Source organism: Aquipseudomonas ullengensis, from assembly GCF_014174475.1.
GTDB classification, from domain to species: domain Bacteria; phylum Pseudomonadota; class Gammaproteobacteria; order Pseudomonadales; family Pseudomonadaceae; genus Aquipseudomonas; species Aquipseudomonas ullengensis.
On record NZ_JACJUD010000007.1, the window covers coordinates 66,282 to 89,793 of the forward strand.

Here is a 23,512-nt window from a genome sequence, read left to right on the forward strand (position 1 = left end):
GCTAGGTCACTTTGTCTGCTTGCAATGCGGGATCGGTAAGGAACCGGCTGGAGCAGTAGTCGACGAAGGTGCGTACCTTGGCCGGTATCCGTTTGCCCCCTTGATAGAGAACGTGAACGGGCAGGGCCGGTGTCTGAAACGCTTCGAGGACGATCTCCAGTTCGCCCTTGGCCACCGCTGCCGCCACCTGATAAGACAGCACCCGCGTCAGGCCCCAGCCCATGCGCGCGGCGTTGATCGCGGCCTGGTTGGAACTGACCAGCAGGCGCGGTTTGGGGTGCAGGGCTATGGCGTGTTCACCGTCCCTGAATTGCCACTCGGTGAGCAGGTTGCTGGCCGAGGACATCACCATCGGCAGCGCCAGTACATCCTTGGGGGCAGTCGGCCTGCCGACGCGATCGAGAAAGGCCGGCGCGGCGCATACCACGGGGCGAATATGCCCGACCCTGACCGCCTGCAGGCCGGTATCCGGCAACTCACCGATGCGGATGGCGACATCCACACCTTCGTCCACCATGTTCACCAGGCGGTCCACCAGCAGGGCGTTGAGGGTCACCTCAGGGTGCTGCGCCAGGTATTCGGTGATCCGGGGGATCAGGAACAGCTCGCCGAACATCACCGGGGCCGTCACCGTCAGGTTGCCACGGGCGCGAACACTGCTGCCGGTAGCCAGTTCTTCGGCTTCCTCAAGGTCCAGCAAAATGCGCTTGCAGTCCTCCATGTACCGCCGGCCGGCTTCGGTCAGGCGCAGGCTGCGGGTACTGCGTGCCAGTAGCAGGGTACCCAGACGGTTTTCCAGGCCCGCGATCACCCGTGTCACGCTCGGCGGTGACATGCCCATCAGCTTGGCGCCACCGGCAAAGCTTTCCGCGTCCGCGACGGCCAGCAGCACTTTCATTTCCTGAAACCTGTCCACAATCACCGCCAGCTTGCAGGGTGGGTTGAGCCGCTATCGGCGTAGCGGTTGAAGGTAGCCCAATACGGCCATGCGCTCTTCAGCTGTTGGCTCGGAATGTCGGGTGTTTTCGTGACAATTTACTGCCGCGTATGCAGCGCTGGAGCGGGCGTTCTGATGGGGGATCGTCACGTGTTGCGCAGGGCCGTCTGCTCGCTGGCTCCATGGCCGCCTGAGGCGCCAGGGGTTTCTCTTGCGGCCGGGCTTGCCTTGTCACGGTGGCAAGGTTGTAGGCTTCTGTTGCGGCCTGCCATGAGGGCCGCGGTCGATTTCTCATGCCAGGAGTTTCCCCATGCCCGCCCGTTTCCTGCTTCCACTGCTGTGTGCCTTCAGCCTGCCAGCCCTGGCCGGTACAGGGCACTACGCCTTCGGCAAACCGGCTGAAGCATCCAAGGCCGAGCGCACTGTCGAGATCACCCTTGGCGATATGTACTACGAGCCGGCCAGCGTGCAGGTCAAGGCCGGCGAGACGGTGCGCTTCGTGTTGAACAACCAGGGCAGCCTGCTGCACGAGTTCAGCCTGGGCGATGCGGCCATGCATGCCGAGCACCAGAAGCACATGCTGATGATGCAGCAGATGGGCATGCTGGGCGCCGATGGCATCAAGCCGATGGATCACAGCCAGATGGGCCACGACATGTCCGGCATGGATCATGGGCAGATGACTCATGACGACCCCAATACGGTGATGATCGCCCCGGGCCAGAGCGCCGAGCTGACCTGGACCTTCACCCAGGCCAGCGGCCTGGAGTTCGCCTGCAACATCCCGGGCCATTACCAGGCTGGCATGGTCGGCACGGTCGAGATCAAGCCGTGAGGCGGTTGTTGCTGTCGACCCTGCTGTTGTGCAGCTTGTCGGTGCAGGCGGGCAGCTATGAACTGGTGATCGACGAAGGTGAGGTCGAGTTCAGTGATGGCAAGCGTACGGCGCTGACCATCAATGGCCAGAGTCCGGCGCCGGAGCTGCGATTTAAAGAAGGCGAGGAGGTGGAGATCAAGGTTACCAACCGCCTCGAGCGCATGACCGCGCTGCACTGGCACGGCATCCTGCTGCCCTATACCCAGGACGGCGTGCCGGGCATCAGCTTCCCCGGCATCCAGCCCGGGGAGACCTTCACCTACCGCTTCACCCTCAAGCAGTCCGGCACCTACTGGTACCACGCGCATGCCGACTTCCAGGAGCAGGAAGGTCTGTACGGCCCGCTGATCATCGAGCCCAAGGGCCGCGAGCCGTACCGCTATGACCGCGAATACACGGTGCTGCTGTTCGACTGGCAGGACGAGAAACCCGAGCGCACCCTGGCCAACCTGAAGAAACAGGCCGACTACTACAACGACCAGCAACCGACCCTGGGCGATCTGCTGCGCGACGCCAGGCGCGATGGCTGGAGCGCGGCGCTCAAGGATCGCTGGGACTGGGGCGACATGCGCATGGCGCGGAGCGATATCGCCGATGTCAGTGGCTTCCGCTTCCTGGTCAACGGCCGCGACACCGAGCAGAACTGGACCGCGCTGTTCAAGCCGGGCGAGCGCGTGCGCCTGCGTATCATCAATGGTGCGGGCATGAGCTACTTCGACCTGCGCATCCCAGGGCTGCCGATGACCGTGGTGCAGGCCGACGGCAACGATGTGCAGCCAGTGACTGTCGATCAGTTGCGCATCGCTGTGGCCGAGACCTACGACGTGATCGTCCAGCCCAGGGAGGACAAGGCCTACACCCTGTTCGCCGAGTCCATGGATCGCCGTGGCTATGCCCGTGCCACCCTGGCACCGCGGGCTGGCATGCAGGGCGAGGTGCCCGAGCAGCGTGCGCCACGCCTGCTGAGCATGGCCGACATGGGTATGGCCCACGCCGGGATGGATCACGGTTCGATGGGTGGTGGCGAGATGACCGGGATGGATCATGGCGCCATGAGCGCTATGGATCATTCGGCCATGACGGGGATGGATCATTCGAGCATGGCCGGGATGGACCACGGTGCGATGGGCCAGGCCGCGGCGAACAATCCGGACTACGCCGCCGGCAGCGGCATTGCTCCCGAACCGGTGGATGGTGGGCGGGTGCTGGTCTATGGCGACCTCAAGGCCATGCGCCCGGCTGCTGGCTATCGCGCGCCGGATCGCACCATCGAGCTGAAGCTGACTGGCAACATGGAGCGCTACTTCTGGTCGTTCGACGGGGTGAAGTACTCCGAGGCCGAACCGATCCGCCTCAAGTACGGCGAGCGCGTGCGCTTTCGCTTCGTCAACCAGACCATGATGAATCACCCCATGCACCTGCACGGCATGTGGATGCAGTTGGACAAGGGCAATGGCCAGCTCAATCCGCTCAAGCATGTGGTCAATGTGGCGCCGGGGCAGACGATCGAGGTCGATGTACCGGCCGATGCCGTGGGCGAGTGGGCCTTCCATTGTCACCTGATCTACCACATGGCCAGCGGCATGTTCCGCAAGGTCGTGGTCGAGGCGGCCGACGGCAGCACCCAGCCGTTCTACGGCGAGCAGTCTTTCAGCAGGGAGAGCCAGCATGCGCAGCACTAATCTCTGCGTCGGCCTGCTGCTTGCCACTCCAGCTTGGGCCATGGAACAGCACATGGACGCCATGCCGGTAGCCAAGCTGGCCGTCGACCACCTGGAGCCGCGCTTTGACGGCGACGACCAGGCCTTGGCCTGGGAGCTGGAGGCAACCTACGGCAATGATCTGCACAAGGCGGTGCTGAAAAGCAGCGGCGAGCGCGCCGACGGCGGGCCGACCGAGTCCAGCGAGACCCAGCTGCTGTATCGACGCATGGCCAGCGAGTTCTTCGACTGGCAGGCCGGCGTGCGTCATGACGACCAGCCGGGGCCAACCCGCAGCTATGCCGTGCTCGGCTTGAAGGGGCTGGCGCCGCAGTGGGTAGAGCTGGACGCCAACCTGTTCGTCAGCGAGCACGGTGATCCGTCGCTGCGTGTCGAGGCCGAGTACGAGCTGCTGCTGACCCAGCGCTGGGTGCTGGAGCCCAAGCTGGAGTACGACCTGGCCCTGGCCGACGACCGCGACCTGGGTATCGGTGCAGGCGGCAGCAGCCTGGAAACCGGCTTGCGCCTGCATTACCGGATCAGCCCGCAGTTCTCGCCCTATATCGGCTACCAGTGGCAGAAAACCTATGGCCGCAGCGGCGACTGGTTGCGCGCCGAGGGTGAGGATGAGGAGGAAGGCGCCTGGCTGCTCGGGCTGAAGTTCTGGCTGTAGGGCGGGTGAAACCCGCGTGCGCCCTACGGGGTATAATGCGCGCCGTTTCATTTTCTCAGGCCCGTCGCCATGCAGCACCCCGCCGAACACTCGCCGCTGGGCAAATCCAGCGAGTACGTTTCCAGCTACAGCCCCGAACTGCTGTTCCCCATCTCGCGCACTACCAAGTGGGCAGAGCTGGGGCTGACGGCCAGCACCCTGCCGTATCAGGGGGTGGATTACTGGAACTGCTACGAGCTGTCCTGGCTGACCCCGAGTGGCAAGCCGGTGGTAGCTATTGGTGAGTTCGCCATCCCGGCTGATTCGCCGAATATCATCGAGTCCAAGTCGTTCAAGCTCTACCTCAATTCGCTGAACCAGAGCGCCTATGCCAGCCAGGCCGAGGTTGAGCAAGTGCTGGCACGCGATCTCTCGGCTTGTGCCGGCAAGCCGGTGATGGTGCGGGTGCGCAGCCTGGACGAGGTGGCCGCCGAAGGCGTGGCTGTGCTGGCGGGGCGCTGCGTCGATGGGCTGGATATCGTCGTCAGCGACTATGCCCATCCGCGGCCCGAGCTGCTGCGTTGTGTGTCTGAGCAGATCGTTGAGGAAACCCTGTACAGCCACCTGCTGAAATCCAACTGCCCGGTGACCGGCCAGCCGGACTGGGGCACGCTGGTGGTCGAATACCAGGGTCCGCAACTGGATGCCGCCAGCCTGCTGGCCTACGTGGTGAGCTTCCGCCAGCACCAGGACTTCCACGAGCAGTGCGTGGAGCGGGTGTTCCTCGACCTGCAGCGTCTGCTCAAGCCGCAGAAGCTGACGGTGTATGCGCGCTACGTGCGACGCGGCGGGTTGGATATCAATCCCTATCGCAGTACCGAGGCGGTGGTGACGGACAACCAGCGCCTGGTTCGCCAGTAAACGAAAAAGCCCGCGATTGCGGGCTTTTTCATGGCTGGCGAATGGGTCTTCAGATGCCCATGTTGGCCAGGCTCTGCAGGATGTTGCGCAGGGTGCCGGTCAGGGTCGGGTGCTGGCTCTCGAAGCTTTCCACCGCCAGGTTGACTCCGTCCACCAGGGTGGCGTCGGGTGCACTGGCCAGCTCACGGGCCAGTTTCAGGTCGATCTGCTGCATCAGTTCGAGCAGCGCGGCGCGGTCGTCCGCATCCAGGGGCGTGTCTTCGGCCAGTTGCTCGCGCAGTTGCTGAAGGTGTTGTTGCAGGCGTTCAGGCATGGGTATTCCCTCCATTGCTACGGCAGAGTGGACCTTGGCCGGGCGGCAAAGGTTCGTCCCTTGGCTTGAAGGTTAATCCAGTCGCTGCACTCGTGCCTGATCCAGAGCAATCCCGGCAGGTATTTGGTTTCAGGGTTTTTCGCCCTTGAGGCGACGTACGGCAAGTTCATCCAGGCAGGCCGGTAGCTCGCCCGGGTGATCGATGACCGAGTGCGCGCCGAGGCGGTACAGGCTCAGGGTGGCGGCGGCGCGCAGCCTCTCCCGTTCCTCACTGGCCAGTGCCTGCCAATCGCCCAGGGCCAGGCCGCACAGCGGACCGCAGGTCGCCAGGCCGATGCACCAGAGCCCGGCGTTGAGGCCTGCCTGGAGCAGGCGTGGTTCGCTGGCGATCAGTACGCAGCCATCCAGTCGTTCGACCTTCAGCTCGCTCAACGCCAGCCACAACGCATCTGGCGCGGGCCAGGGGCGGGCGCCGCTCAGGTGCGTCGCGCGCAGCCAGCTTGGCAACGGCTTGGCCAGCTCTGCGCAAACGGCCTCTGGCAGCTCTTCCAGCCAGGCGCAAGGCAGCTTTTGTTGGTGCAGGTGTTTGAGCAGTTCGCGGGTTTGCGGCAGTGCTTCAGCCCGCTCCTCGGCCGCAGCCAGCAGGGCGGGCAGCAGCGCTGGGGTATCCAGCGAGGCGTGAGGCTGTTTCAGCTGGCTGTGTTGCAGGGCAATCGGCAGGGTGCGGGCGCCGAAGTCCACCAGGCAGCCACTGAGGCCGAACAGCAGCGCGGTGAAGGCGGGGGGAGCAGCGGTGGAGCCTGGCATGGCGATCTCGTTTCCCGTGGGGTACGGGCAGGCTAGCGAGTGCCGGTTACGCTTGGATGACGTTTATGCGTCAGGCCTGCGGACCACTCATCACAGCGCGTACGCTGTCGGGCACAGGCACTGACTGGTTGCTGGCGTGGTCGATCCACACCAGCTTGCAGTGGCCTTCGCCGTAGCAGGTGTGTGGGTCGCTGAGGATGCTCAGGCGGTGTTCGACGACCAGGCTGCTGCGTCCCAGTGTGCCGGCATAGAGCTCAATCACCACGGTGGCCGGGTGCACCACCGGTTTCAGGTAGGTATGCAGGGTTTGCAGCACCACTGGGCCTTCGGCGGCGTGGTCGATATCGATGCCGACGCGGGCGAACCACTCGACGCGCGCTTCCTGCACATACGCCAGGTAGGTGGTGTTGTTGACGTGGCCGTAGTTGTCCATGTCGCCCCAGCGCACGGGGATGTGGGCGGTATGAATCAGCTGTCTATCCGGCATCTTTGTATTCGCTATGCTACTGGCCTGGTGGGCAGGCAGTTTATACTGCGCGGCCGACTGGCTGGCCGTGGGCCGCCAAACTACTGATGCCAAGGAGAGACTGCAAATGCACAAGATCGGAGCCCGTTGGGTCGATCGTCTGGGCCACCTCTGCGCCTGTGCCGCTCTGGCCATGCTGCCGCTGGTAGCCACCGCCGCCGAGGATGATCCTTGGGAGGGCTTCAACCGCCCGGTGTTCCGTTTCAACGACACCCTCGACACCTACGCGCTGAAGCCGGTCGCCAAGGGCTACCAGGCCGTCACGCCGCAGTTCCTCGAAGATGGCGTGCACAACGTGTTCGGCAACATCGGGGACGTTGGCAACCTGGCCAACAACCTGTTGCAGGGCAAGGTGCATGATGCCGGTGTCGACACCGGTCGCCTGATCTTCAACACCACCTTCGGGGTGCTGGGTTTCTTCGATGTAGCCAGCAAGATGGGCCTGCAGAAGAATGACGAAGACTTCGGCCAGACCCTGGGCGCCTGGGGCCTGGGCAGTGGCCCGTACGTGGTGCTGCCGCTTCTCGGCCCGAGTAACGTGCGCGATGCCGGGGCGAAGATTCCGGACGCCTACCTGGGCATGTACCCGTACATCGACCATGTACCGACCCGTAACGTCACCCGTGCGGTGGATGTGGTGGATACCCGTGCCAGCCTGCTGTCGGCGGAAAAGATGATTGGTGGTGACAAGTACATCTTCATCCGCAACGCCTACATGCAGAACCGCGAGTTCCGGGTCAAGGATGGCGAAGTCGTCGACGACTTCTAACATCTCGAAACATGAAAAAAAGGCGGCCAAGGCCGCCTTTTTTCATGCCCGTGAGGGCCTCAACTCATCGACAGGACAGCCAGTCCGAGCGACTGCCGACCGTCTTCCAGGTCCTGAACGCGCACAACTTCGGCTTGCGCTTCGAGGCCCTGGAGGGCGTTGTGGTCGGATGCGATGTGTACCTTTACCTTGTCGCCCATGTTCAGGCGGCATTCGGCTTCCAGTTGCATGCCGGTGCTCGACAGGTCGAGACACATGGCAGGGATGGCGCGGCCAGCATGATGCAGAGTGACCGGAGCTTCCAGTCGCATGCGGATGAAGTCACGTTTCTCGCTGTAGGCACGATCGCTTTGGCTCATGGACCCTGTCCTCTTGTTTTATGGGTACTCCCCGAGTCGTTATAACCCTCGTCGATTTGAGGTGTAAAGGCGCCTGGCGACAATCGGCACGCGCTTGAATCGACAGTCGGATGGGAGTACCGTCTGCGCCGTGAATCGACTGTGTACGGTTGTACCGTTGCAGTGCGGTCGCCCAACAATTTCCATCTCCGGCGTCGTTTGCCTGGACATCCCATGCACAATCCCAGCGCCAAGCTGCTGATTATCGATGATGATGAGGTGGTGCGAGCGAGTCTCGCCGCCTACCTCGAAGACAGCGGTTTCCACGTACTACAGGCCAGCAATGGTTTGCAGGGGTTGGAAGTGTTCGAGCGTGATCAGCCCGATGTGGTTATCTGCGACTTGCGCATGCCGCAGGTCGATGGTCTCGAGCTGATCCGCCGCATCAATATCCTCGGTAGCGACATCCCGGTCATCGTGGTTTCCGGTGCCGGTGTGATGAGCGATGCCGTCGAAGCGCTGCGCCTGGGCGCCGCCGACTACCTGATCAAACCGCTGGAAGACCTGGCCGTGCTCGAGCACTCGGTGCGCCGAGCCCTGGATCGCGCGCACCTGCGCCTGGAAAACCTGCGCTACCGGGAAAAGCTGGAAACGGCCAACCGTGAGCTGCAAGCCAGCCTGCACCTGCTGCAGGAGGACCAGAACGCCGGTCGCCAGGTGCAGATGAACATGCTGCCGGTGACGCCGTGGAAGGTCGACGGCCTGCAGTTCGCCCACCAGATCATTCCGTCGTTGTACCTGTCTGGCGATTTCGTTGATTACTTCCGGGTCGACGAGCACCGCGTGGCGTTCTACCTGGCGGATGTTTCCGGCCATGGTGCGTCTTCGGCCTTCGTCACCGTACTGCTCAAGTTCATGACCACGCGTCTGCTGTATGAATGGCGCCGCGCCGGTACTCTGCCGGAGTTCAAACCGTCCGATGTGCTGGGGCATATCAACCGCGGTCTCATCAACTGCAAACTGGGCAAGCACGTGACCATGCTGGGCGGTGTGATCGACGAACAGAGTGGCCAGCTTACCTATAGCATTGGCGGGCATCTGCCATTGCCAGTGCTGTACAGCGAAGGGCAGGCGCGCTACCTGGAAGGCCGCGGTCTGCCGGTCGGCCTGTTTGATGAGGCGGTGTATACCGATCTGGTGATGGACCTGCCGGATTCGTTCAGCCTGACCCTGTTGTCCGACGGGATTCTGGATCTTTTGCCTGGCGATACGCTCAAAGAAAAGGAAACCGTGCTGCCACAACTGGTTAGCTCGGCTGGTGGCACGCTCGACGGTTTGCGCCAAGTCTTCGGGCTGGCGAATCTGGGAGAGATGCCGGATGATATCGCCTTGCTGGTGTTGAGCAGGAACCTTGCATGAATCCTGGGAATAGTCCCGGTAGGATCCAATTCGCCGAACAGGATGGCACCTTTGTCCTCAAGTTCGTGGGCGAAGTCCGTCTGACCTTGTGTTCGGCGCTGGATTCGACGATCGAAAAAATCTTCACGGCGCTGAATTTCTCGGCGATCGTCATTGATCTGACGGAAACCCGCAGTATCGACAGTACGACGCTTGGCTTGCTGGCCAAGCTCTCGATCCTGTCCCGGCAGAAGATTGGCTTGCTGCCGACGGTGGTGACCACTCACGAAGACATCACCCGGCTGCTGCAGTCCATGGGCTTCGATCAGGTGTTCAACATCGTCGATCGTCCGATTCCCTGCCCGGAATGCCTGAGTGACCTGCCGTCGCAGGATCAGTCGGAAGAAGTGGTCAAGGCCAAGGTGCTGGAGGCACATCGCATCCTGATGGGGCTCAATGACTCCAATCGCGAAGCCTTCCACGATCTGGTGAGCGCGCTGGAACGCGGCTAATCAATATCTGAACAACAAAAAAGGGCGATACCGGCAGCGGTATCGCCCTTTTTGTTGGGGCGTTTGTCAGGCGCGAGCGGCGAGCAGTGCTTCGAGCTTTTCCTGGTCGCGGGCGAACAGGCGGATGCCTTCGGCGAGCTTTTCAGTGGCCATGGCGTCTTCGTTCATGGCCCAGCGGAAGCTGCTCTCGTCCAGGCTCTGGCGCGCTTCGCCGGCTCCAGCGTTGAGGATGCGCGGCAGGTCGCCCTGGTCGTCGGCCAGTTGCTGCAGCAGGTCCGGGCTGATGGTCAGGCGATCGCAACCGGCGAGTTGCTCGATCTGCCCCAGGTTGCGGAAACTGGCGCCCATGACCACGGTGTCGTAGCCATTGGCCTTGTAGTACTGGTAAATGCGCGAGACGGAGCGTACGCCGGGGTCTTCGGCACCAACGAAGTCGCGGCCTTCGGCCTTCTTGTACCAGTCGTAGATGCGGCCCACGAATGGCGAGATCAGGAACACCCCAGCCTCGGCGCAGGCAACGGCCTGGGCGAAGGAGAACAGCAGGGTGAGGTTGGTCTGCACGCCGGCTTTCTCCAGCTGCTCGGCGGCGCGGATGCCTTCCCAGGTAGAGGCGATCTTGATCAGCACGCGCTCGCGGCCGATACCGGCCTGGTCGTAGAGGCCGATGATGCGTTCGGCACGGCGCAGGGTGGCCTGTGTGTCGAAGGACAGGCGCGCGTCGACTTCCGTGGAGATACGCCCCGGAATCACCTTGAGGATTTCCTGGCCGACGGCCACGCCGAAACGGTCACAGGCCAGCCCCAGGTCGCCTGCACACCCCTTGACCGCATCATCCAGCAGGCTTGTATAGCCGGGCAGGGCGGCGGCCTTGAGCAGCAGGGACGGGTTGGTGGTGGCGTCCACCGGCTTGAGACGGCTGATGGCATCGAAATCACCGGTGTCGGCAACCACGGTGGTGAATTGTTTGAGTTGATCCAGCTTGGAGGTCATGACAAAGCCCTGTCGTAGCGAATGCCATGACCTTACCCGAGCGGAGCAGGCCGCTCAACGGCCTGGCGCGGGCATTTGCGGCTTTCAGCGCCCTGCGAGCAATTCACCGGCCTGGTCGAGCAGCGCCAGCGGGTCTTTGCTCTTGTGGATGTCGACCGAGAGCAGTTGGCGGAAGCGCCGTGCACCCGGAAAGCCTTGGGCCAGGCCCAGCATGTGACGGGTGATGTGGTGCATCAGTCCGCCGCTGGCGATGTGCTGCTCGATATACGGGTGCATCCGGGCCAGGGCGTCGGCGCGGCTGAGTGGCGGTTGTTCGAGGCCGAACAGCAACTGATCGACCTGCGCCAGCAAGTAGGGGTTGTGATAGGCCTCGCGGCCCAGCATCACGCCATCGAAGGTGGCCAGGTGCTGCTGACATTCTTCCAGGGTCTTGATCCCGCCGTTGAGGATGATTTCCAAGTCGGGGAAGTCCTGCTTGAGTTGCGCGGCCACGTCGTAGCGCAGGGGCGGTACTTCGCGGTTCTCTTTGGGCGAAAGACCTTCGAGGATGGCGATGCGTGCGTGCACGGTGAAGCTGGTGCAGCCAGCATCACGCACCGTACCGACGAAGTCGCACAGCTCGGCGTAGCTGTCGCGGCCGTTGATGCCGATACGGTGTTTGACCGTGACTGGAGTGGCTACCGCGTCCTGCATGGCTTTGACGCAGTCGGCCACCAGTTGTGGGTGGCCCATCAGGCAGGCACCGATCATGTTGTTCTGCACGCGATCACTGGGGCAGCCGACGTTCAGATTGACCTCGTCGTAGCCATGCGCCTCGGCCATCTTCGCGCAAGCTGCCAGCTCGCCGGGGTTGCTGCCCCCCAGCTGCAGGGCCAGCGGGTGTTCGCTCGAGTCGTAACGCAGGAAGCGCGCCGCATCGTTGTGCAGCAATGCGCCGGTGGTGACCATCTCGGTATACAGCAGTGCCTGGCTGGACAGCTGGCGGAGAAAGTAACGGCAATGGCGGTCCGTCCAATCCATCATGGGAGCGACGGAAAAGCGGCGGGACAGGGGTTTGGCGGCTATCGACATCAGTGCAGATTCGGCAGGTAAAGAGGGTGGCGCCTGACCGGCGCGGCAGGGCACAGTCTACCAGTTGCTACGGTATGCCGGCTCAATGCATAGATTGGCGGGCGCGATAGCAATTTTCTGGCTATACCTTTTCTTGTTCGTTCCTTCGGCGTGCTTGGAAGGTTCTTCGGTCCGCCTTCGAGGGCGAGTGCGACTTTCTGCTGTTCCGCTGTATTGGTGTCGATCCGCTAAAAGGAAATCCTTCAGGAGTAATACATATGCGTAAAGTCATCATGATCTCCCTGCTGTCCTCCCTGCCATTGCTGGCGACTGGTATCGCTCAGGCCGACCAGGCGGGTGGTGGTGGTTGCGGCTGGGGCAACATGTTGTTCGACGGTCAGCGTGGCCTGGTGCCGCACCTGCTGGCGACCACTACCAACGGCACCTCGGGCAACGCCACCTTCGGCCTTACCTCGGGCACCAACGGTTGCGACTCCAGCGTCAAACTCGGCTACGGTGGCCGCTCGCTGCTGGCCATGAATGGCATGCTCGATAGCATTGCCGAAGACATGGCGAAGGGGCAGGGCGAGGCGCTGGACGCCTACGCCACGCTGCTGGGTGTCAGCGGTGACGATCGGCAGCATTTTGCAGCGGTCACCCATGAGCATTTCTCGAGCATCTTCTCCAGTGCCGATGCCAACAGTGAACAAGTGCTGGCAGCAACCCTGGATGTGATGAGCCAGGATCAGCGCCTGGCGAAGTACGTGACCACCGCGAGCTGATCACGAAGCAAACAAAAACGGCGCCCTGAGGCGCCGTTTTTTTGAGCGGAACTTAGACGCCCAGCTTGTCGCGCAGGCTGTAGTACCAGGCGCCGAGAGCGCTGAACGGCACCTGGAACAGGCGGCCACCCGGGAACGGGTAGTGCGGCAGATCGGCGAACGCATCGAAGCGCTCAGCCTGGCCGCGCAGGGCCTCAGCCAGGACTTTGCCTGCCAGGTGGGTGTAGGTCACGCCGTGGCCGCTGCAGCCCTGGGAGTAGTAGATATTGTCGCCAATGCGGCCGACTTGCGGCAGGCGCGACAGGGTCAGCAGGAAGTTGCCGGTCCAGGCGAAGTCGATCTTCACGTCTTTCAGTTGCGGGAAGGTCTTGAGCATCTTCGGGCGGATGATCGCTTCAATGTTGGCCGGATCACGCGCGCCGTAAACCACGCCACCGCCGAAGATCAGGCGCTTGTCGCTGGTCAGGCGGTAGTAGTCGAGCAGGTAATTGCAGTCTTCGACGCAGTAGTCCTGTGGCAGTAGGCTCTTGGCTACGTCGTCGGACAGCGGCTCGGTGGTGATCACCTGGGTGCCGCATGGCATGGACTTGGCGGCCAATTCTGGCAGCAGGTTGCCCAGGTAGGCGTTACCGGCTACGACCACGAACTTGGCCTTAACGCGGCCATTGGGGGTGTGCACGACCGGGTTGGCGCCGCGCTCGACGCGAATGGCCGGGCTTTGCTCGTGGATCACGCCGCCCAGAGACTCCACTGCAGCCGCTTCGCCGAGTGCCAGGTTGAGCGGGTGGATATGGCCGCCGCTCATGTCGAGCATGCCGCCTACATAGTTGTCGGTTGCCACTACTTCACGAATGCGTTTGGCATCCATCAGTTCCAGTTGGGTATGGCCGTAGCGCTCCCACAGCTTCTTCTGCGATTCCAGGTGCTTCATATGCTTGGCGGTGTTGGCGGCAAATACACCGCCATCCTTCAGGTCGCACTGGATGTTGTACTTGGCGATGCGCTCACGAATGATGCGGCCGCCTTCGAACGCCATCTGCCCGAGCAGCTGCGCTTGCTTGGGTCCGACGGTGCGTTCGATCACGTCGATGTCGCGGCTATAGCTGTTGACGATCTGCCCGCCGTTACGCCCAGATGCACCGAAGCCGACCTTGGCGGCCTCCAGTACGGTGACCTTGAAGCCGTTCTCGAGCAGGAACAGGGCGGTCGAGAGACCGGTGTAGCCTGCGCCGATGACGCAGACGTCAGTTTCCGTCTCGCCTTGCAGTTCAGGGCGTGGCGGCACCGCGTTGGCAGAGGCAGCGTAGTAGGACTGAGGGTAGGGGGTGTGCGTCATATTGGAACCTTTGTTCTTTATTTTTTACGAATAGGGCGATGCTACTCGACTTGAAAATGCCCGGCTAGCCTCTGTGCAAAATTTTTAACGCGCTGTGCATTTAGTAAAAAATCCACTTTTTCAGCTACTTAGCTAGAAAGGTGTTGACAGTGGTGGCTCCATCCGTAAAATGCGCGGCCATTGCAGGCACATAGCTCAGTTGGTTAGAGCACCACCTTGACATGGTGGGGGTCGTTGGTTCGAGTCCAATTGTGCCTACCAAATTAAAAAGGGGTCGTTTATACGACCCCTTTTTTATTGGCTGCTTGTCAGGTTTGTGGCTTTCTGGAAGCATCCGATCTTCTTTACCTCCAGTGACTCTGGTCCGCTGCTAGTTGGCCGCAAGGCTCCTGCCATCGTTCGGCAGGGAAACCGCCGGATCGCTTCCTGGCTCATCCCAACCCACGTGACCTTTGGTAGGGGTCACCACTAGGAGAGGAGGCGCCATGCCCATCATTACTCTTCCCGACGGTAGTCAGCGTTCGTTCGATCGTCCCGTTTCCGTGCTTGAGGTGGCTCAGTCCATCGGTGCTGGTCTGGCCAAAGCCACGCTGGCTGGCAAGGTCGACGGCAAGCAGGTGGATGCCTGCGACTTGATCGAGCACGACGCAACCCTGCAGATCATTACGCCGAAAGACCAGGAAGGGCTGGAAATTATCCGCCACTCCTGTGCGCATCTGATTGGTCATGCGGTCAAGCAGTTGTACCCGGACGCCAAGATGGTGATCGGTCCGGTCATTGAGGAAGGCTTCTATTACGACATCGCTATCGGCCGGCCTTTTACCCCGGAAGACATGGCGGCGATCGAAAAGCGCATGGCCGAGCTGATCGACCATGACTACGACGTAATCAAGAAGATGACTCCGCGTGCCGAGGTCATTGACGTATTCAAGGCTCGTGGCGAAGAGTACAAGTTGCGCCTGATTGACGACATGTCGGATGAGCAGGCCATGGGTCTGTACTACCACGAAGAATACGTCGACATGTGCCGTGGCCCGCACGTGCCGAACACTCGCTTTCTCAAGGCATTCAAGCTGACCCGTATTTCCGGTGCCTACTGGCGCGGCGACTCGAAAAACGAGCAGCTGCAGCGCATCTACGGCACAGCCTGGGCTGACAAGAAGCAGCTGGCAGCCTATATCCAGCGTATCGAGGAAGCCGAGAAGCGCGATCACCGTCGCATAGGCAAGCAGCTGGACCTGTTTCACCTGCAGGAAGAAGCGCCGGGCATGGTGTTCTGGCATCCGAATGGCTGGACCCTTTATCAGGTGCTTGAGCAGTACATGCGCCAGGTGCAGCGAGAGCACGGCTACGTCGAGGTGCGCACGCCGCAGGTGGTCGACCGCATCCTCTGGGAGCGCTCGGGTCACTGGTCGAACTACGCCGAGAACATGTTCACCACCAACTCGGAAAACCGCGACTACGCGGTGAAGCCGATGAACTGCCCGTGCCACGTGCAGATCTTCAATCAGGGCCTGAAGTCCTATCGTGACCTACCGCTGCGCATGGCTGAGTTCGGTGCCTGCCACCGCAACGAGCCTTCCGGCGCGCTGCACGGCATCATGCGTGTGCGTGGCTTCACCCAGGACGATGCGCACATTTTCTGCACCGAAGATCAGGTGAAGAAAGAGGCGGCCGACTTCATCAAGCTGACACTGCAGGTGTATGCGGACTTCGGTTTTTCCGATATCTCGATGAAACTATCCACTCGTCCGGTTAAGCGTGTTGGTTCCGACGAGCTGTGGGATCGCGCTGAGGGTGCATTGGCTGACGCCCTGAATGAGTCGGGTCTGGCCTGGGAATACCAGCCGGGCGAGGGTGCTTTCTACGGTCCGAAGATCGAATTTACCCTCAAGGATTGCCTGGGGCGTAACTGGCAATGCGGCACCCTGCAGTACGATCCGAACCTCCCGGAGCGCCTGGATGCCAGCTATATCGCCGAAGATAACAACCGTAAGCGCCCGGTGATGCTGCATCGCGCGATCCTTGGTTCCTTCGAGCGCTTCGTCGGTATGCTGATCGAGCACTATGCCGGTGCCTTCCCGGCCTGGCTCGCACCGACTCAAGCCGTGGTGATGAACATCACGGATAAACAGGCCGATTTTGCCCTTGAGGTCGAGAAATCTCTCGGTCAAAGCGGGTTCCGTGCCAAGTCTGACTTGAGAAACGAGAAGATCGGCTTTAAAATCCGCGAGCATACTTTGCTCAAGGTTCCCTATCTCTTGGTTATTGGAGATCGGGAGGTTGAGACACGATCCGTTGCTGTGCGCACTCGCGAAGGCGTCGATTTGGGCTCCATGCCCCTCGAGCAATTTGCTGAGCAGCTCAAGCAAGCGGTTTCCCGGCGTGGTCGCCAAGATTCGGAGTAATCATTATTAAGCGTGAAATGAGACAGGATAAGCGGGCCGTACCTAAGGCACCGATCAACGAGAACATCACCGCTCGTGAAGTGCGCCTGATTGGCGCTGACGGCGAGCAGATTGGCGTTGTCTCGATTGATGAAGCGATGCGAGTGGCTGAAGAGGCCAAGCTCGATCTGGTGGAAATCTCCGCCGATGCGCTTCCACCCGTTTGCCGCATCATGGACTACGGCAAGCACCTGTTCGAAAAGAAGAAACAAGCCGCTATTGCTAAGAAAAACCAGCACCAGCAGCAGATTAAAGAAATCAAGTTTCGTCCAGGGACGGAAGATGGGGATTACCAGGTAAAGCTACGCAACCTGGTACGTTTCCTAGAAGATGGGGACAAGGCCAAGGTATCTCTGAGATTCCGCGGTCGTGAGATGGCCCACCAGGAACTGGGCATGGAGCTGTTGAAGCGGGTTGAAGCTGACCTCGCCGAACTCGGCACCGTTGAACAGCATCCTAAGCTGGAAGGACGCCAGCTGATGATGGTCATCGCTCCCAAAAAGCGTAAATAATCTCCCGGGCACTGGCAGGCCTGATGGTTATCAGTAGTTAATGAATGCGGAGTACAAAACATGCCAAAAATGAAAACCAAGAGTGGTGCCGCGAAGCGTTTTCTCAAAACCGCTACCGGCTTCAAGCACAAGCACGCTTTTAAGAGCCACATCCTGACCAAGATGTCCACTAAGCGTAAGCGTCACCTGCGCGGTAGCACCATGGTGCACCCGTCGGACGTAGCTAAAGTGGCGCGCATGCTGCGCGTTCGTTAATCGGTCAAGATAGAGGAAATTACTCATGGCTCGTGTTAAGCGTGGCGTTATCGCTCGTGCTCGTCACAAAAAAATTCTGAAACTCGCTAAAGGCTACTACGGCGCTCGTTCGCGCGTGTTCCGTGTTGCCAAGCAGGCTGTGATCAAGGCAGGCCAATACGCCTACCGTGACCGCCGTCAGCGGAAGCGTCAGTTCCGTGCTCTGTGGATCGCTCGTATCAACGCTGGCGCTCGTGTTAACGGTCTGTCCTACAGCCGTTTCATCGCTGGTCTGAAAAAAGCAGCCATCGAAATCGATCGCAAAGTTCTGGCCGATCTGGCAGTGAACGAAAAAGCGGCGTTTGCTGCGATTGTCGAGAAAGCTAAGGCCGTTCTGGCTTAAGTCCCCGACAATCACCGGGCTCGCCCGGTGGCAACGTCACCAATAGGGGAAGAGCCTTCAAGCTCTTCCCCTATTTTGTATCTGGAGTCCGTACATGGAAAACCTGGATGCATTGGTCTCGCAAGCGCTTGAGGCCGTGCAACAAACTGAAGACGTCAATGCCTTGGAGCAGCTCCGGGTTCACTATCTCGGCAAGAAAGGCGAACTGACCCAGGTGATGAAAACCTTGGGCGATCTGCCGGCCGAAGAGCGTCCGAAAGTCGGCGCCCTGATCAACGTCGCCAAGGAGCGCGTGCAGGAAGCCTTGAATACTCGTAAGGACTCCCTTGAGCAGGTTGCGCTGAGCGCCAAACTTGCCGCCGAGAAGATTGACGTAACCCTGCCGGGCCGCGGCCAGGCCTCTGGTGGCCTGCACCCGGTGACTCGCACGCTGGAGCGTGTCGAACAGTTCTTCACCCATATCGGCTACAACGTGGCCGAGGGGCCGGAGGTCGAAGACGACTACCACAACTTCGAGGCGCTCAATATTCCCGGCCACCATCCGGCTCGGGCGATGCATGACACCTTCTATTTCAACGCGAACATGTTGCTGCGCACCCATACCTCACCGGTACAGGTGCGCACCATGGAATCGCAGCAGCCGCCTATCCGCATCGTCTGCCCCGGCCGTGTCTATCGCTGCGACTCCGATATCACCCACTCGCCGATGTTCCACCAGGTCGAAGGCCTGCTGATCGACGAGGGCATCAGCTTTGCCGACCTCAAAGGGACCATCGAGGAGTTCCTCCGGGTGTTCTTCGAGAAGCCGCTGGGTGTGCGCTTCCGTCCATCGTTCTTCCCGTTCACCGAGCCGTCGGCGGAAGTCGACATGCAGTGCGTGATGTGCAGTGGCAACGGTTGCCGCGTGTGCAAGCAGACCGGTTGGCTGGAAGTCATGGGTTGCGGCATGGTGCACCCGAACGTGCTGCGTATGTCCGGTATTGATCCCGAGAAGTATCAGGGCTTCGCCTTCGGCATGGGCGTCGAGCGCCTGGCCATGCTGCGTTATGGCGTCAATGACTTGCGCCTGTTCTTCGATAACGACCTGCGGTTCCTGGCGCAATTCCGCTAGGCCACATGACCCGTATCGAATGCGTTCAGGAGAACAGACAGTATGAAATTCAGTGAACAGTGGCTGCGCAGCTGGGTCAACCCGGCGGTCTCGCGCGACGAGCTGGTGGCTCGCCTGTCCATGGTCGGCCTTGAAGTAGACAGCGTTACCCCGGCTGCCGGCGAGTTCAGCGGCATCGTGATCGGCGAGATCCTCAGCACCGAGCAGCACCCGGACGCCGACAAGCTGCGCGTGTGCCAGGTCAGCAACGGCAGCGAGAGCTTCCAGGTGGTCTGCGGTGCGCCGAATGCGCGCCCCGGCATCAAGATTCCGTTCGCCATGATCGGCGCCGAACTGCCGGGCGACTTCAAGATCAAGAAGGCCAAGCTGCGCGGCGTCGAGTCTAACGGCATGCTCTGCTCGGCTTCCGAGCTGCAGATCAGCGACGACAATAGCGGCCTGATGGAGCTGGCGGCCGATGCCCCAGTGGGCGGCAATATCCGCGACTATCTTGGTCTGGATGACGCCAGCATCGAGCTGGGTCTGACGCCCAACCGTGGCGACTGCCTGTCCCTGGCCGGCCTGGCCCGCGAAGTCGGTGCCATCTACGCCGCTCCGGTCGCTCCGGTGGTCATCGCTCCTATCGCTCCGGTGCATGATGAAGTGCGTCCGGTTGAGGTGCTGGCGCCCAAGGCCTGTCCGCGCTACCTGGGTCGCGTCATTCGCAATGTCGACCTGTCCAAACCGACTCCGCTGTGGATGGTCGAGCGCCTGCGCCGTTCCGATATCCGTAGCATCGATGCGGCAGTGGACATCACCAACTACGTGATGCTCGAGCTCGGCCAGCCGATGCACGCCTTCGATCTCGCCGAGATCAACGGTGGCATTCGCGTGCGCATGGCGGAAGAGGGCGAGAAGCTGGTGTTGCTGGATGGTCAGGAAGTCAGCCTGCGCAGCGACACCCTGGTGATCGCCGACCACCAGCGCGCCCTGGCTATCGCCGGCGTGATGGGTGGCGAGCATAGCGGTGTGAGTGCCAAGACCCGCGACCTGTTCCTCGAAAGCGCATTCTTCGACACCATCGCCCTCGCCGGCAAGGCCCGCTCCTATGGCCTGCACACCGACTCCTCGCACCGCTTCGAGCGTGGTGTGGATTCGCAGCTGGCGCGCCAGGCAATCGAGCGTGCCACTGCACTGCTGCTCGAGATCGTCGGCGGCGAAGCAGGCCCGATCATCGAAGCCATGAGCCAGGCCGATCTACCACAGATCGCGCCGATCACCTTGCGTGCCGAGCGCATCGACCAGATGCTGGGCATGCAGATGGATGCCGCGGAAGTTGAGCGTCTGCTCACTGCATTGGGGCTGAGCGTATCTGCGCAAGGCGCAGGCGTCTGGCAGGTCGGTTTACCGAGCCATCGCTTCGATATCAGCCTGGAAGTGGACCTGATCGAGGAGTTGGGTCGCCTGTATGGCTACAACCGCTTGCCGGTGCGCTACCCCCAAGCGCGTCTGGCGCCACAGGCCAAGAGCGAGGCACGTGCCGAGCTGGCGGCCCTGCGTCGCCTGCTGGTTGCGCGCGGCTATCAGGAAGCGATCACCTACAGCTTCATCGATCCCAAGCTGTTTGCCCTGTTCAATCCAGGTGTCGAGCCGCTGCAACTGGCCAACCCGATTTCCGCGGATATGGCCGCCATGCGTTCTTCGCTGTGGCCGGGTCTGGTCAAGGCGCTGCAGCACAACCTCAATCGTCAACAATCACGCGTGCGCCTGTTCGAAAGCGGTTTGCGCTTTGTCGGTCAGCTTGAAGGGCTGAAGCAAGAGGCCATGTTGGCTGGCGTGCTCACTGGTAGCCGTTTGCCGGAAGGTTGGGCGCATGGTCGTGATGACGTCGACTTCTATGACCTGAAGGCTGATGTCGAGGCGCTGCTCGGTTCCGCAGGTTCTTCGCTGGAGTTCAGCTTCGCTTCTGGCGAACATGCCGCTCTGCATCCGGGGCAGACCGCGCGTATCGAGCGTGAAGGTCGCCTGGTTGGTTTTATTGGTGCACTGCATCCGGAGCTGGCCAAGACATTGGGTGTGGATCAGCCTGTCTACCTGTTTGAGCTGGTACTGGCCGAAGTCGCTCAAGGGCGTATGCCGAAGTTCAGCGAATTGTCGCGTTTCCCTGAGGTGCGTCGTGACCTCGCGTTACTGGCCGATCGCGAACTACCAGCCGAATCTGTTTTGGCTTGCATCCGCGAAGCGGCAGGCGAGTGGCTGACGGATCTCAGGCTGTTTGACGTGTATCACGGTAAAGGTATTGATCCGCATAGAAAAAGCCTGGCCGTCGGCTTGACCTGGCAGCATCCATCGCGCACTCTTAATGACGATGAGGTGAATACCACAACGCAAAATATCCTCACCTCGCTGGAAGAAAGGTTCAACGCCACGTTAAGGAAGTAGCGTATGGGGGCTCTGACGAAAGCTGAGATGGCGGAACGTCTGTATGAAGAGCTAGGCCTGAATAAACGGGAAGCCAAGGAACTGGTGGAGCTGTTTTTTGAGGAAATTCGCCACGCGTTGGAGGATAACGAGCAGGTCAAATTGTCCGGTTTCGGCAACTTTGACCTGCGCGATAAGCGCCAGCGACCTGGCCGTAATCCAAAGACAGGCGAAGAAATCCCAATCACGGCTCGCCGTGTTGTCACCTTTCGTCCGGGCCAGAAATTGAAGGCCAGAGTAGAGGCATATGCTGGAACCAAGTCATAACGACGAGCTACCGCCTATACCTGGCAAGCGCTATTTCACCATTGGTGAAGTCAGTGACCTCTGTGCCGTCAAGCCCCATGTTCTGCGTTATTGGGAGCAGGAATTTCCCCAGCTCAATCCAGTAAAGCGGCGGGGTAATCGTCGCTACTATCAGCGCCAAGATGTGTTGATGATCCGTCAGATTCGTGCGCTTTTGTACGATCAGGGTTTCACTATCGGTGGTGCGCGTCAGCGCTTGTCTGGTGATGAGGCAAAAGATGATACAACTCAATACAAGCAGCTCATTCGGCAGATGATTGCCGAGTTGGAAGATGTTCTGCACGTGCTACGCAAGTAGTACTCGGGCAAAAAAACTTCCACAATTCAGAAGCTTATTGTATAGTTCTCGCGCTTTCAGTAACTCGGGAGCGTGCTGTAAAAGTCGGGGCGTAGCGCAGCCCGGTAGCGCACTTGCATGGGGTGCAAGGGGTCGAGTGTTCGAATCACTCCGTCCCGACCAAAAAACCCTATAAAATCCAGTCACTTATCGGTGACTGGATTTTTTTATGGGCGGGTATTTTTCACTGCACTCAATTTTTACCCCACTTTTTGCCCCACCGAAGAATTCGGCCTTCAACTGGGGGGGGAAGAGGGCTAGCGGGTCCTGCATTTCTCTATCGATCTGATCGGCAGGAGTCGGCCAGGAGCAGTCGCTGAGAGTCTACAAATAAAGGGGTGGACTCATGCTTGCCAAGCGGCGCCCGTTGGCAACTCAGCCGGCTCAGACCATCAACACCAGTGGCAGTAGTGGTATCAGTGCGCAGAGGGCAAAGCGCCCGTTCCAGAAAAACGCGACCTGTGCTGCGGATACGTTAGCGTAGCGAGCCAGTAGTAATGCGGAAGGGCCGAAAGGGGAAAGGAGCATGGCAAGGGAGAAGCCGCAGATCAGGGCGATTGCCGGGCCTAGTACGGGTAAACCTTGTTCTGCCAGTTGTACTAACAGACCGCTGATCAAACTGAGCGAGATGATCGGGGCCACTCCGAGAAGCGACAACAGGATTATGCCCAGTAGTCCGGTGATCTCGACCAAGAAGAGCCCGCCAGGCAATCCTGCAAGCAGGCTTGCTATGCCGTCCAGTGATACCAGTTGGCTAACCAGGCCACCGAGCAAACCCGAGCAGGCAAAGATGAAAGTCTCGTTGCGTACACTGGCAAGGGTCTCGGTCATTTCACGGGCTACAGCCATTGGCGAGCCATTGACCGATAACAGGTAGATGCAGATTCCGCAGGGCACCAGCAGCATGGCGGCTTGGGTGGAGGTCAGGTGCGTCAGGCACGCCAGTAGGGCCATACCGCCTATTCCCAGAAGGCCGACACCAACCAGCTGTCCCAGTCCTGGAATTCTAGGGATCTGCTCATGCTGATTAAGGTCTTTTAGACGTCGGTTATCCTGATACCAGCCAACGAGCAGCAACAGAGTCGCAGCAACCCCACCGTATGGCAGGATTGCGAACCAGCTGAGCCCATGCAATTCACGAGTCAGAATTGCTACCGCAACACTTGTTGGTGCCAGCAGTGGAACTAGGGCGAAGCCTCGCAGGACTGCTACCAGGACCCCGCGGCGACCTTCACTGGCAGTACGGTCGTCGACATCAAGGGCTTCGATGTGGCGGTTCAGACTGCCGCAGAGAAGATTGAGTACGCCAAAGCTGAGTATCGACCCAATCGCAAGGCTGCTCAGTACATAGCGTGGGTACCTGATGCCAGACCAGCCGGCAAGCAATAGACGGTGCAGGTCAGCGAGCTGCAGTTGGCGTCTGACCAGGCACTGCATCAGGCTCAGCGAGGCGATAAAGCTCGCATAGTAGGCTGCGGCCGAAGCCAGGTGGCCTGCGCTGGCCACGGATGCCTTACCTTCTGCGATCCAGTACGCCAGCAACATCAAGGTAATCCAACCCAACCTGCGCGGATAAGGCATAAGCGAGCGCCAGTGGCTGAGAAAGAACATGCCGAAGAGCACCGCCGCGCCGATCCCCAGTTCATGCGAGCCAGTTAAGATCGAAGCAAGCTCACTGAGCATGGCTAGAGGTAACAACAGAGGAAACTCTCTGCGTGGGCTTTCTGAAACAGTGGTGTGCATGCGTTGCCTATGCCACGGGGCGGTGTTCTTGCTAGTTAATTAGCCAGGGCT

Annotated in this window: 25 protein-coding genes and 2 tRNA genes; 18 read left to right on the plus strand and 9 right to left on the minus strand. The window is 60.6% G+C overall.

The window, feature by feature from the left end; genetic code table 11:
* Position 1 precedes the first annotated feature (1 nt).
* Entirely contained in the window at positions 2 to 898 is an 897-nt protein-coding gene (locus H3H51_RS18690) for a LysR family transcriptional regulator (RefSeq protein ID WP_183090593.1), read from the minus strand.
* A 349-nt stretch (positions 899 to 1,247) separates the two neighbouring features.
* On the opposite strand from H3H51_RS18690, the gene H3H51_RS18695 reads away from it, so the two are divergent.
* From H3H51_RS18695 to queF, 4 genes are all read left to right on the plus strand, one after another.
* On the plus strand, positions 1,248 to 1,772 hold the full coding sequence (locus H3H51_RS18695; RefSeq protein WP_183090594.1) for a cupredoxin domain-containing protein: 525 nt from the start codon (positions 1,248 to 1,250) through the stop codon (positions 1,770 to 1,772).
* Positions 1,769 to 3,496 (plus strand): copper resistance system multicopper oxidase, encoded by a 1,728-nt coding sequence (locus tag H3H51_RS18700; RefSeq protein ID WP_183090595.1) that lies wholly within the window; start codon positions 1,769 to 1,771, stop codon positions 3,494 to 3,496. Before H3H51_RS18695 ends, H3H51_RS18700 begins: the two co-directional genes overlap by 4 nt.
* Complete coding sequence (locus H3H51_RS18705) at positions 3,483 to 4,187, plus strand: copper resistance protein B (protein WP_183090596.1); 705 nt, start codon at positions 3,483 to 3,485, stop codon at positions 4,185 to 4,187. Before H3H51_RS18700 ends, H3H51_RS18705 begins: the two co-directional genes overlap by 14 nt.
* A 69-nt stretch (positions 4,188 to 4,256) precedes the next feature.
* The gene (gene queF, locus H3H51_RS18710; RefSeq protein WP_183090597.1) at positions 4,257 to 5,087 is read left to right on the plus strand and encodes an NADPH-dependent 7-cyano-7-deazaguanine reductase QueF; all 831 of its coding nucleotides are present in this window, start codon (positions 4,257 to 4,259) and stop codon (positions 5,085 to 5,087) included.
* Positions 5,088 to 5,136: 49 nt separating this feature from the next.
* Here the strand turns inward: queF and H3H51_RS18715 are convergent, their stop codons facing one another.
* The 3 genes from H3H51_RS18715 to H3H51_RS18725 all read right to left on the minus strand — a co-directional run bounded on the left by H3H51_RS18715 (position 5,137) and on the right by H3H51_RS18725 (position 6,694).
* Positions 5,137 to 5,400: a DUF4404 family protein gene (locus H3H51_RS18715; protein ID WP_183090598.1), complete on the minus strand. Its 264-nt coding sequence runs from the start codon at positions 5,398 to 5,400 to the stop codon at positions 5,137 to 5,139.
* 129 nt (positions 5,401 to 5,529) lie between these two features.
* Entirely contained in the window at positions 5,530 to 6,207 is a 678-nt protein-coding gene (locus tag H3H51_RS18720) for an HAD family phosphatase (protein WP_183090599.1), read from the minus strand.
* A 70-nt stretch (positions 6,208 to 6,277) separates the two neighbouring features.
* Positions 6,278 to 6,694, minus strand: coding sequence for an acyl-CoA thioesterase (locus H3H51_RS18725; protein ID WP_183090600.1), 417 nt, complete (start codon positions 6,692 to 6,694; stop codon positions 6,278 to 6,280).
* Positions 6,695 to 6,800: 106 nt separating this feature from the next.
* Between H3H51_RS18725 and H3H51_RS18730 the strand changes: the two genes are divergently transcribed.
* A complete protein-coding gene (locus H3H51_RS18730) occupies positions 6,801 to 7,502 on the plus strand; it encodes an MlaA family lipoprotein (RefSeq protein WP_183090601.1) in 702 nt (233 codons plus the stop codon).
* Between the two features lie 59 nt (positions 7,503 to 7,561).
* Here H3H51_RS18730 and H3H51_RS18735 read toward each other — a convergent pair whose 3' ends face one another.
* Positions 7,562 to 7,861: a PilZ domain-containing protein gene (locus H3H51_RS18735; RefSeq protein ID WP_183090602.1), complete on the minus strand. Its 300-nt coding sequence runs from the start codon at positions 7,859 to 7,861 to the stop codon at positions 7,562 to 7,564.
* A 213-nt stretch (positions 7,862 to 8,074) separates the two neighbouring features.
* Here H3H51_RS18735 and rssB point away from each other — a divergent pair, with 213 nt between their 5' ends.
* Positions 8,075 to 9,259 carry a two-component system response regulator RssB gene (gene rssB / locus H3H51_RS18740; RefSeq protein ID WP_183090603.1) on the plus strand — a complete coding sequence of 395 codons (1,185 nt, stop codon included), beginning with the start codon at positions 8,075 to 8,077 and terminating at the stop codon, positions 9,257 to 9,259.
* Complete coding sequence (gene rssC, locus H3H51_RS18745) at positions 9,256 to 9,750, plus strand: anti-sigma factor antagonist RssC (protein WP_183090604.1); 495 nt, start codon at positions 9,256 to 9,258, stop codon at positions 9,748 to 9,750. Before rssB ends, rssC begins: the two co-directional genes overlap by 4 nt.
* Before the next feature lie 66 nt (positions 9,751 to 9,816).
* Here rssC and tal read toward each other — a convergent pair whose 3' ends face one another.
* Together tal and dusA are read right to left on the minus strand one after the other, a co-directional pair.
* Entirely contained in the window at positions 9,817 to 10,740 is a 924-nt protein-coding gene (tal, locus tag H3H51_RS18750; RefSeq protein ID WP_183090605.1) for a transaldolase, read from the minus strand.
* 84 nt (positions 10,741 to 10,824) lie between these two features.
* Positions 10,825 to 11,811 (minus strand): tRNA dihydrouridine(20/20a) synthase DusA, encoded by a 987-nt coding sequence (dusA, locus tag H3H51_RS18755; protein ID WP_183090606.1) that lies wholly within the window; start codon positions 11,809 to 11,811, stop codon positions 10,825 to 10,827.
* A gap of 257 nt (positions 11,812 to 12,068) precedes the next feature.
* Between dusA and H3H51_RS18760 the strand changes: the two genes are divergently transcribed.
* Entirely contained in the window at positions 12,069 to 12,572 is a 504-nt protein-coding gene (locus H3H51_RS18760) for a DUF3015 domain-containing protein (protein ID WP_183090607.1), read from the plus strand.
* A gap of 52 nt (positions 12,573 to 12,624) precedes the next feature.
* Here H3H51_RS18760 and H3H51_RS18765 read toward each other — a convergent pair whose 3' ends face one another.
* The gene (locus H3H51_RS18765) at positions 12,625 to 13,908 is read right to left on the minus strand and encodes an NAD(P)/FAD-dependent oxidoreductase (RefSeq protein ID WP_183090608.1); all 1,284 of its coding nucleotides are present in this window, start codon (positions 13,906 to 13,908) and stop codon (positions 12,625 to 12,627) included.
* Between the two features lie 184 nt (positions 13,909 to 14,092).
* On the opposite strand from H3H51_RS18765, the gene H3H51_RS18770 reads away from it, so the two are divergent.
* The 10 genes from H3H51_RS18770 to H3H51_RS18815 all read left to right on the plus strand — a co-directional run bounded on the left by H3H51_RS18770 (position 14,093) and on the right by H3H51_RS18815 (position 21,841).
* Positions 14,093 to 14,169, plus strand: a tRNA-Val gene (locus H3H51_RS18770).
* Positions 14,170 to 14,393: 224 nt separating this feature from the next.
* Positions 14,394 to 16,316, plus strand: a complete 1,923-nt coding sequence (gene thrS, locus H3H51_RS18775) for a threonine--tRNA ligase (protein WP_183090609.1) — start codon at positions 14,394 to 14,396, stop codon at positions 16,314 to 16,316.
* The gene (infC, locus tag H3H51_RS18780) at positions 16,316 to 16,867 is read left to right on the plus strand and encodes a translation initiation factor IF-3 (RefSeq protein WP_183090788.1); all 552 of its coding nucleotides are present in this window, start codon (positions 16,316 to 16,318) and stop codon (positions 16,865 to 16,867) included. Before thrS ends, infC begins: the two co-directional genes overlap by 1 nt.
* 60 nt (positions 16,868 to 16,927) lie before the next feature.
* Positions 16,928 to 17,122, plus strand: coding sequence for a 50S ribosomal protein L35 (rpmI, locus tag H3H51_RS18785; RefSeq protein WP_042552869.1), 195 nt, complete (start codon positions 16,928 to 16,930; stop codon positions 17,120 to 17,122).
* Positions 17,123 to 17,147: 25 nt separating this feature from the next.
* A complete protein-coding gene (gene rplT, locus H3H51_RS18790; RefSeq protein WP_183090610.1) occupies positions 17,148 to 17,504 on the plus strand; it encodes a 50S ribosomal protein L20 in 357 nt (118 codons plus the stop codon).
* Positions 17,505 to 17,598: 94 nt separating this feature from the next.
* The gene (pheS, locus tag H3H51_RS18795; RefSeq protein ID WP_183090611.1) at positions 17,599 to 18,615 is read left to right on the plus strand and encodes a phenylalanine--tRNA ligase subunit alpha; all 1,017 of its coding nucleotides are present in this window, start codon (positions 17,599 to 17,601) and stop codon (positions 18,613 to 18,615) included.
* 42 nt (positions 18,616 to 18,657) lie between these two features.
* A complete protein-coding gene (gene pheT, locus H3H51_RS18800) occupies positions 18,658 to 21,036 on the plus strand; it encodes a phenylalanine--tRNA ligase subunit beta (RefSeq protein WP_183090612.1) in 2,379 nt (792 codons plus the stop codon).
* Between the two features lie 3 nt (positions 21,037 to 21,039).
* The gene (gene ihfA / locus H3H51_RS18805; protein ID WP_002553164.1) at positions 21,040 to 21,342 is read left to right on the plus strand and encodes an integration host factor subunit alpha; all 303 of its coding nucleotides are present in this window, start codon (positions 21,040 to 21,042) and stop codon (positions 21,340 to 21,342) included.
* On the plus strand, positions 21,323 to 21,679 hold the full coding sequence (locus H3H51_RS18810) for a MerR family transcriptional regulator (RefSeq protein WP_183090613.1): 357 nt from the start codon (positions 21,323 to 21,325) through the stop codon (positions 21,677 to 21,679). The genes ihfA and H3H51_RS18810 overlap by 20 nt, the downstream gene beginning before the upstream one ends.
* An 85-nt stretch (positions 21,680 to 21,764) precedes the next feature.
* Positions 21,765 to 21,841 (plus strand) — tRNA-Pro (locus H3H51_RS18815).
* Positions 21,842 to 22,102: 261 nt separating this feature from the next.
* On the opposite strand, the gene H3H51_RS18820 is transcribed toward H3H51_RS18815, so the two are convergent.
* The gene (locus H3H51_RS18820) at positions 22,103 to 23,461 is read right to left on the minus strand and encodes a hypothetical protein (protein WP_183090614.1); all 1,359 of its coding nucleotides are present in this window, start codon (positions 23,459 to 23,461) and stop codon (positions 22,103 to 22,105) included.
* Between the last annotated feature and the right edge of the window lie 51 nt (positions 23,462 to 23,512).

What these genes read in the sequence shown, in the direction of transcription:
- H3H51_RS18690 (WP_183090593.1), bottom strand. Translation starts at nt 898, where the DNA reads ATGAAAGTGCTGCTGGCCGTCGCGGACGCGGAAAGCTTTGCCGGTGGC.
- H3H51_RS18695 (WP_183090594.1), top strand. Translation starts at nt 1,248, where the DNA reads ATGCCCGCCCGTTTCCTGCTTCCACTGCTGTGTGCCTTCAGCCTGCCA.
- H3H51_RS18705 (WP_183090596.1), top strand. Translation starts at nt 3,483, where the DNA reads ATGCGCAGCACTAATCTCTGCGTCGGCCTGCTGCTTGCCACTCCAGCT.
- queF (WP_183090597.1), top strand. Translation starts at nt 4,257, where the DNA reads ATGCAGCACCCCGCCGAACACTCGCCGCTGGGCAAATCCAGCGAGTAC.
- H3H51_RS18715 (WP_183090598.1), bottom strand. Translation starts at nt 5,400, where the DNA reads ATGCCTGAACGCCTGCAACAACACCTTCAGCAACTGCGCGAGCAACTG.
- H3H51_RS18720 (WP_183090599.1), bottom strand. Translation starts at nt 6,207, where the DNA reads ATGCCAGGCTCCACCGCTGCTCCCCCCGCCTTCACCGCGCTGCTGTTC.
- H3H51_RS18725 (WP_183090600.1), bottom strand. Translation starts at nt 6,694, where the DNA reads ATGCCGGATAGACAGCTGATTCATACCGCCCACATCCCCGTGCGCTGG.
- H3H51_RS18730 (WP_183090601.1), top strand. Translation starts at nt 6,801, where the DNA reads ATGCACAAGATCGGAGCCCGTTGGGTCGATCGTCTGGGCCACCTCTGC.
- H3H51_RS18735 (WP_183090602.1), bottom strand. Translation starts at nt 7,861, where the DNA reads ATGAGCCAAAGCGATCGTGCCTACAGCGAGAAACGTGACTTCATCCGC.
- rssB (WP_183090603.1), top strand. Translation starts at nt 8,075, where the DNA reads ATGCACAATCCCAGCGCCAAGCTGCTGATTATCGATGATGATGAGGTG.
- rssC (WP_183090604.1), top strand. Translation starts at nt 9,256, where the DNA reads ATGAATCCTGGGAATAGTCCCGGTAGGATCCAATTCGCCGAACAGGAT.
- tal (WP_183090605.1), bottom strand. Translation starts at nt 10,740, where the DNA reads ATGACCTCCAAGCTGGATCAACTCAAACAATTCACCACCGTGGTTGCC.
- dusA (WP_183090606.1), bottom strand. Translation starts at nt 11,811, where the DNA reads ATGTCGATAGCCGCCAAACCCCTGTCCCGCCGCTTTTCCGTCGCTCCC.
- H3H51_RS18760 (WP_183090607.1), top strand. Translation starts at nt 12,069, where the DNA reads ATGCGTAAAGTCATCATGATCTCCCTGCTGTCCTCCCTGCCATTGCTG.
- H3H51_RS18765 (WP_183090608.1), bottom strand. Translation starts at nt 13,908, where the DNA reads ATGACGCACACCCCCTACCCTCAGTCCTACTACGCTGCCTCTGCCAAC.
- thrS (WP_183090609.1), top strand. Translation starts at nt 14,394, where the DNA reads ATGCCCATCATTACTCTTCCCGACGGTAGTCAGCGTTCGTTCGATCGT.
- rpmI (WP_042552869.1), top strand. Translation starts at nt 16,928, where the DNA reads ATGCCAAAAATGAAAACCAAGAGTGGTGCCGCGAAGCGTTTTCTCAAA.
- rplT (WP_183090610.1), top strand. Translation starts at nt 17,148, where the DNA reads ATGGCTCGTGTTAAGCGTGGCGTTATCGCTCGTGCTCGTCACAAAAAA.
- pheS (WP_183090611.1), top strand. Translation starts at nt 17,599, where the DNA reads ATGGAAAACCTGGATGCATTGGTCTCGCAAGCGCTTGAGGCCGTGCAA.
- pheT (WP_183090612.1), top strand. Translation starts at nt 18,658, where the DNA reads ATGAAATTCAGTGAACAGTGGCTGCGCAGCTGGGTCAACCCGGCGGTC.
- ihfA (WP_002553164.1), top strand. Translation starts at nt 21,040, where the DNA reads ATGGGGGCTCTGACGAAAGCTGAGATGGCGGAACGTCTGTATGAAGAG.
- H3H51_RS18810 (WP_183090613.1), top strand. Translation starts at nt 21,323, where the DNA reads ATGCTGGAACCAAGTCATAACGACGAGCTACCGCCTATACCTGGCAAG.
- H3H51_RS18820 (WP_183090614.1), bottom strand. Translation starts at nt 23,461, where the DNA reads ATGCACACCACTGTTTCAGAAAGCCCACGCAGAGAGTTTCCTCTGTTG.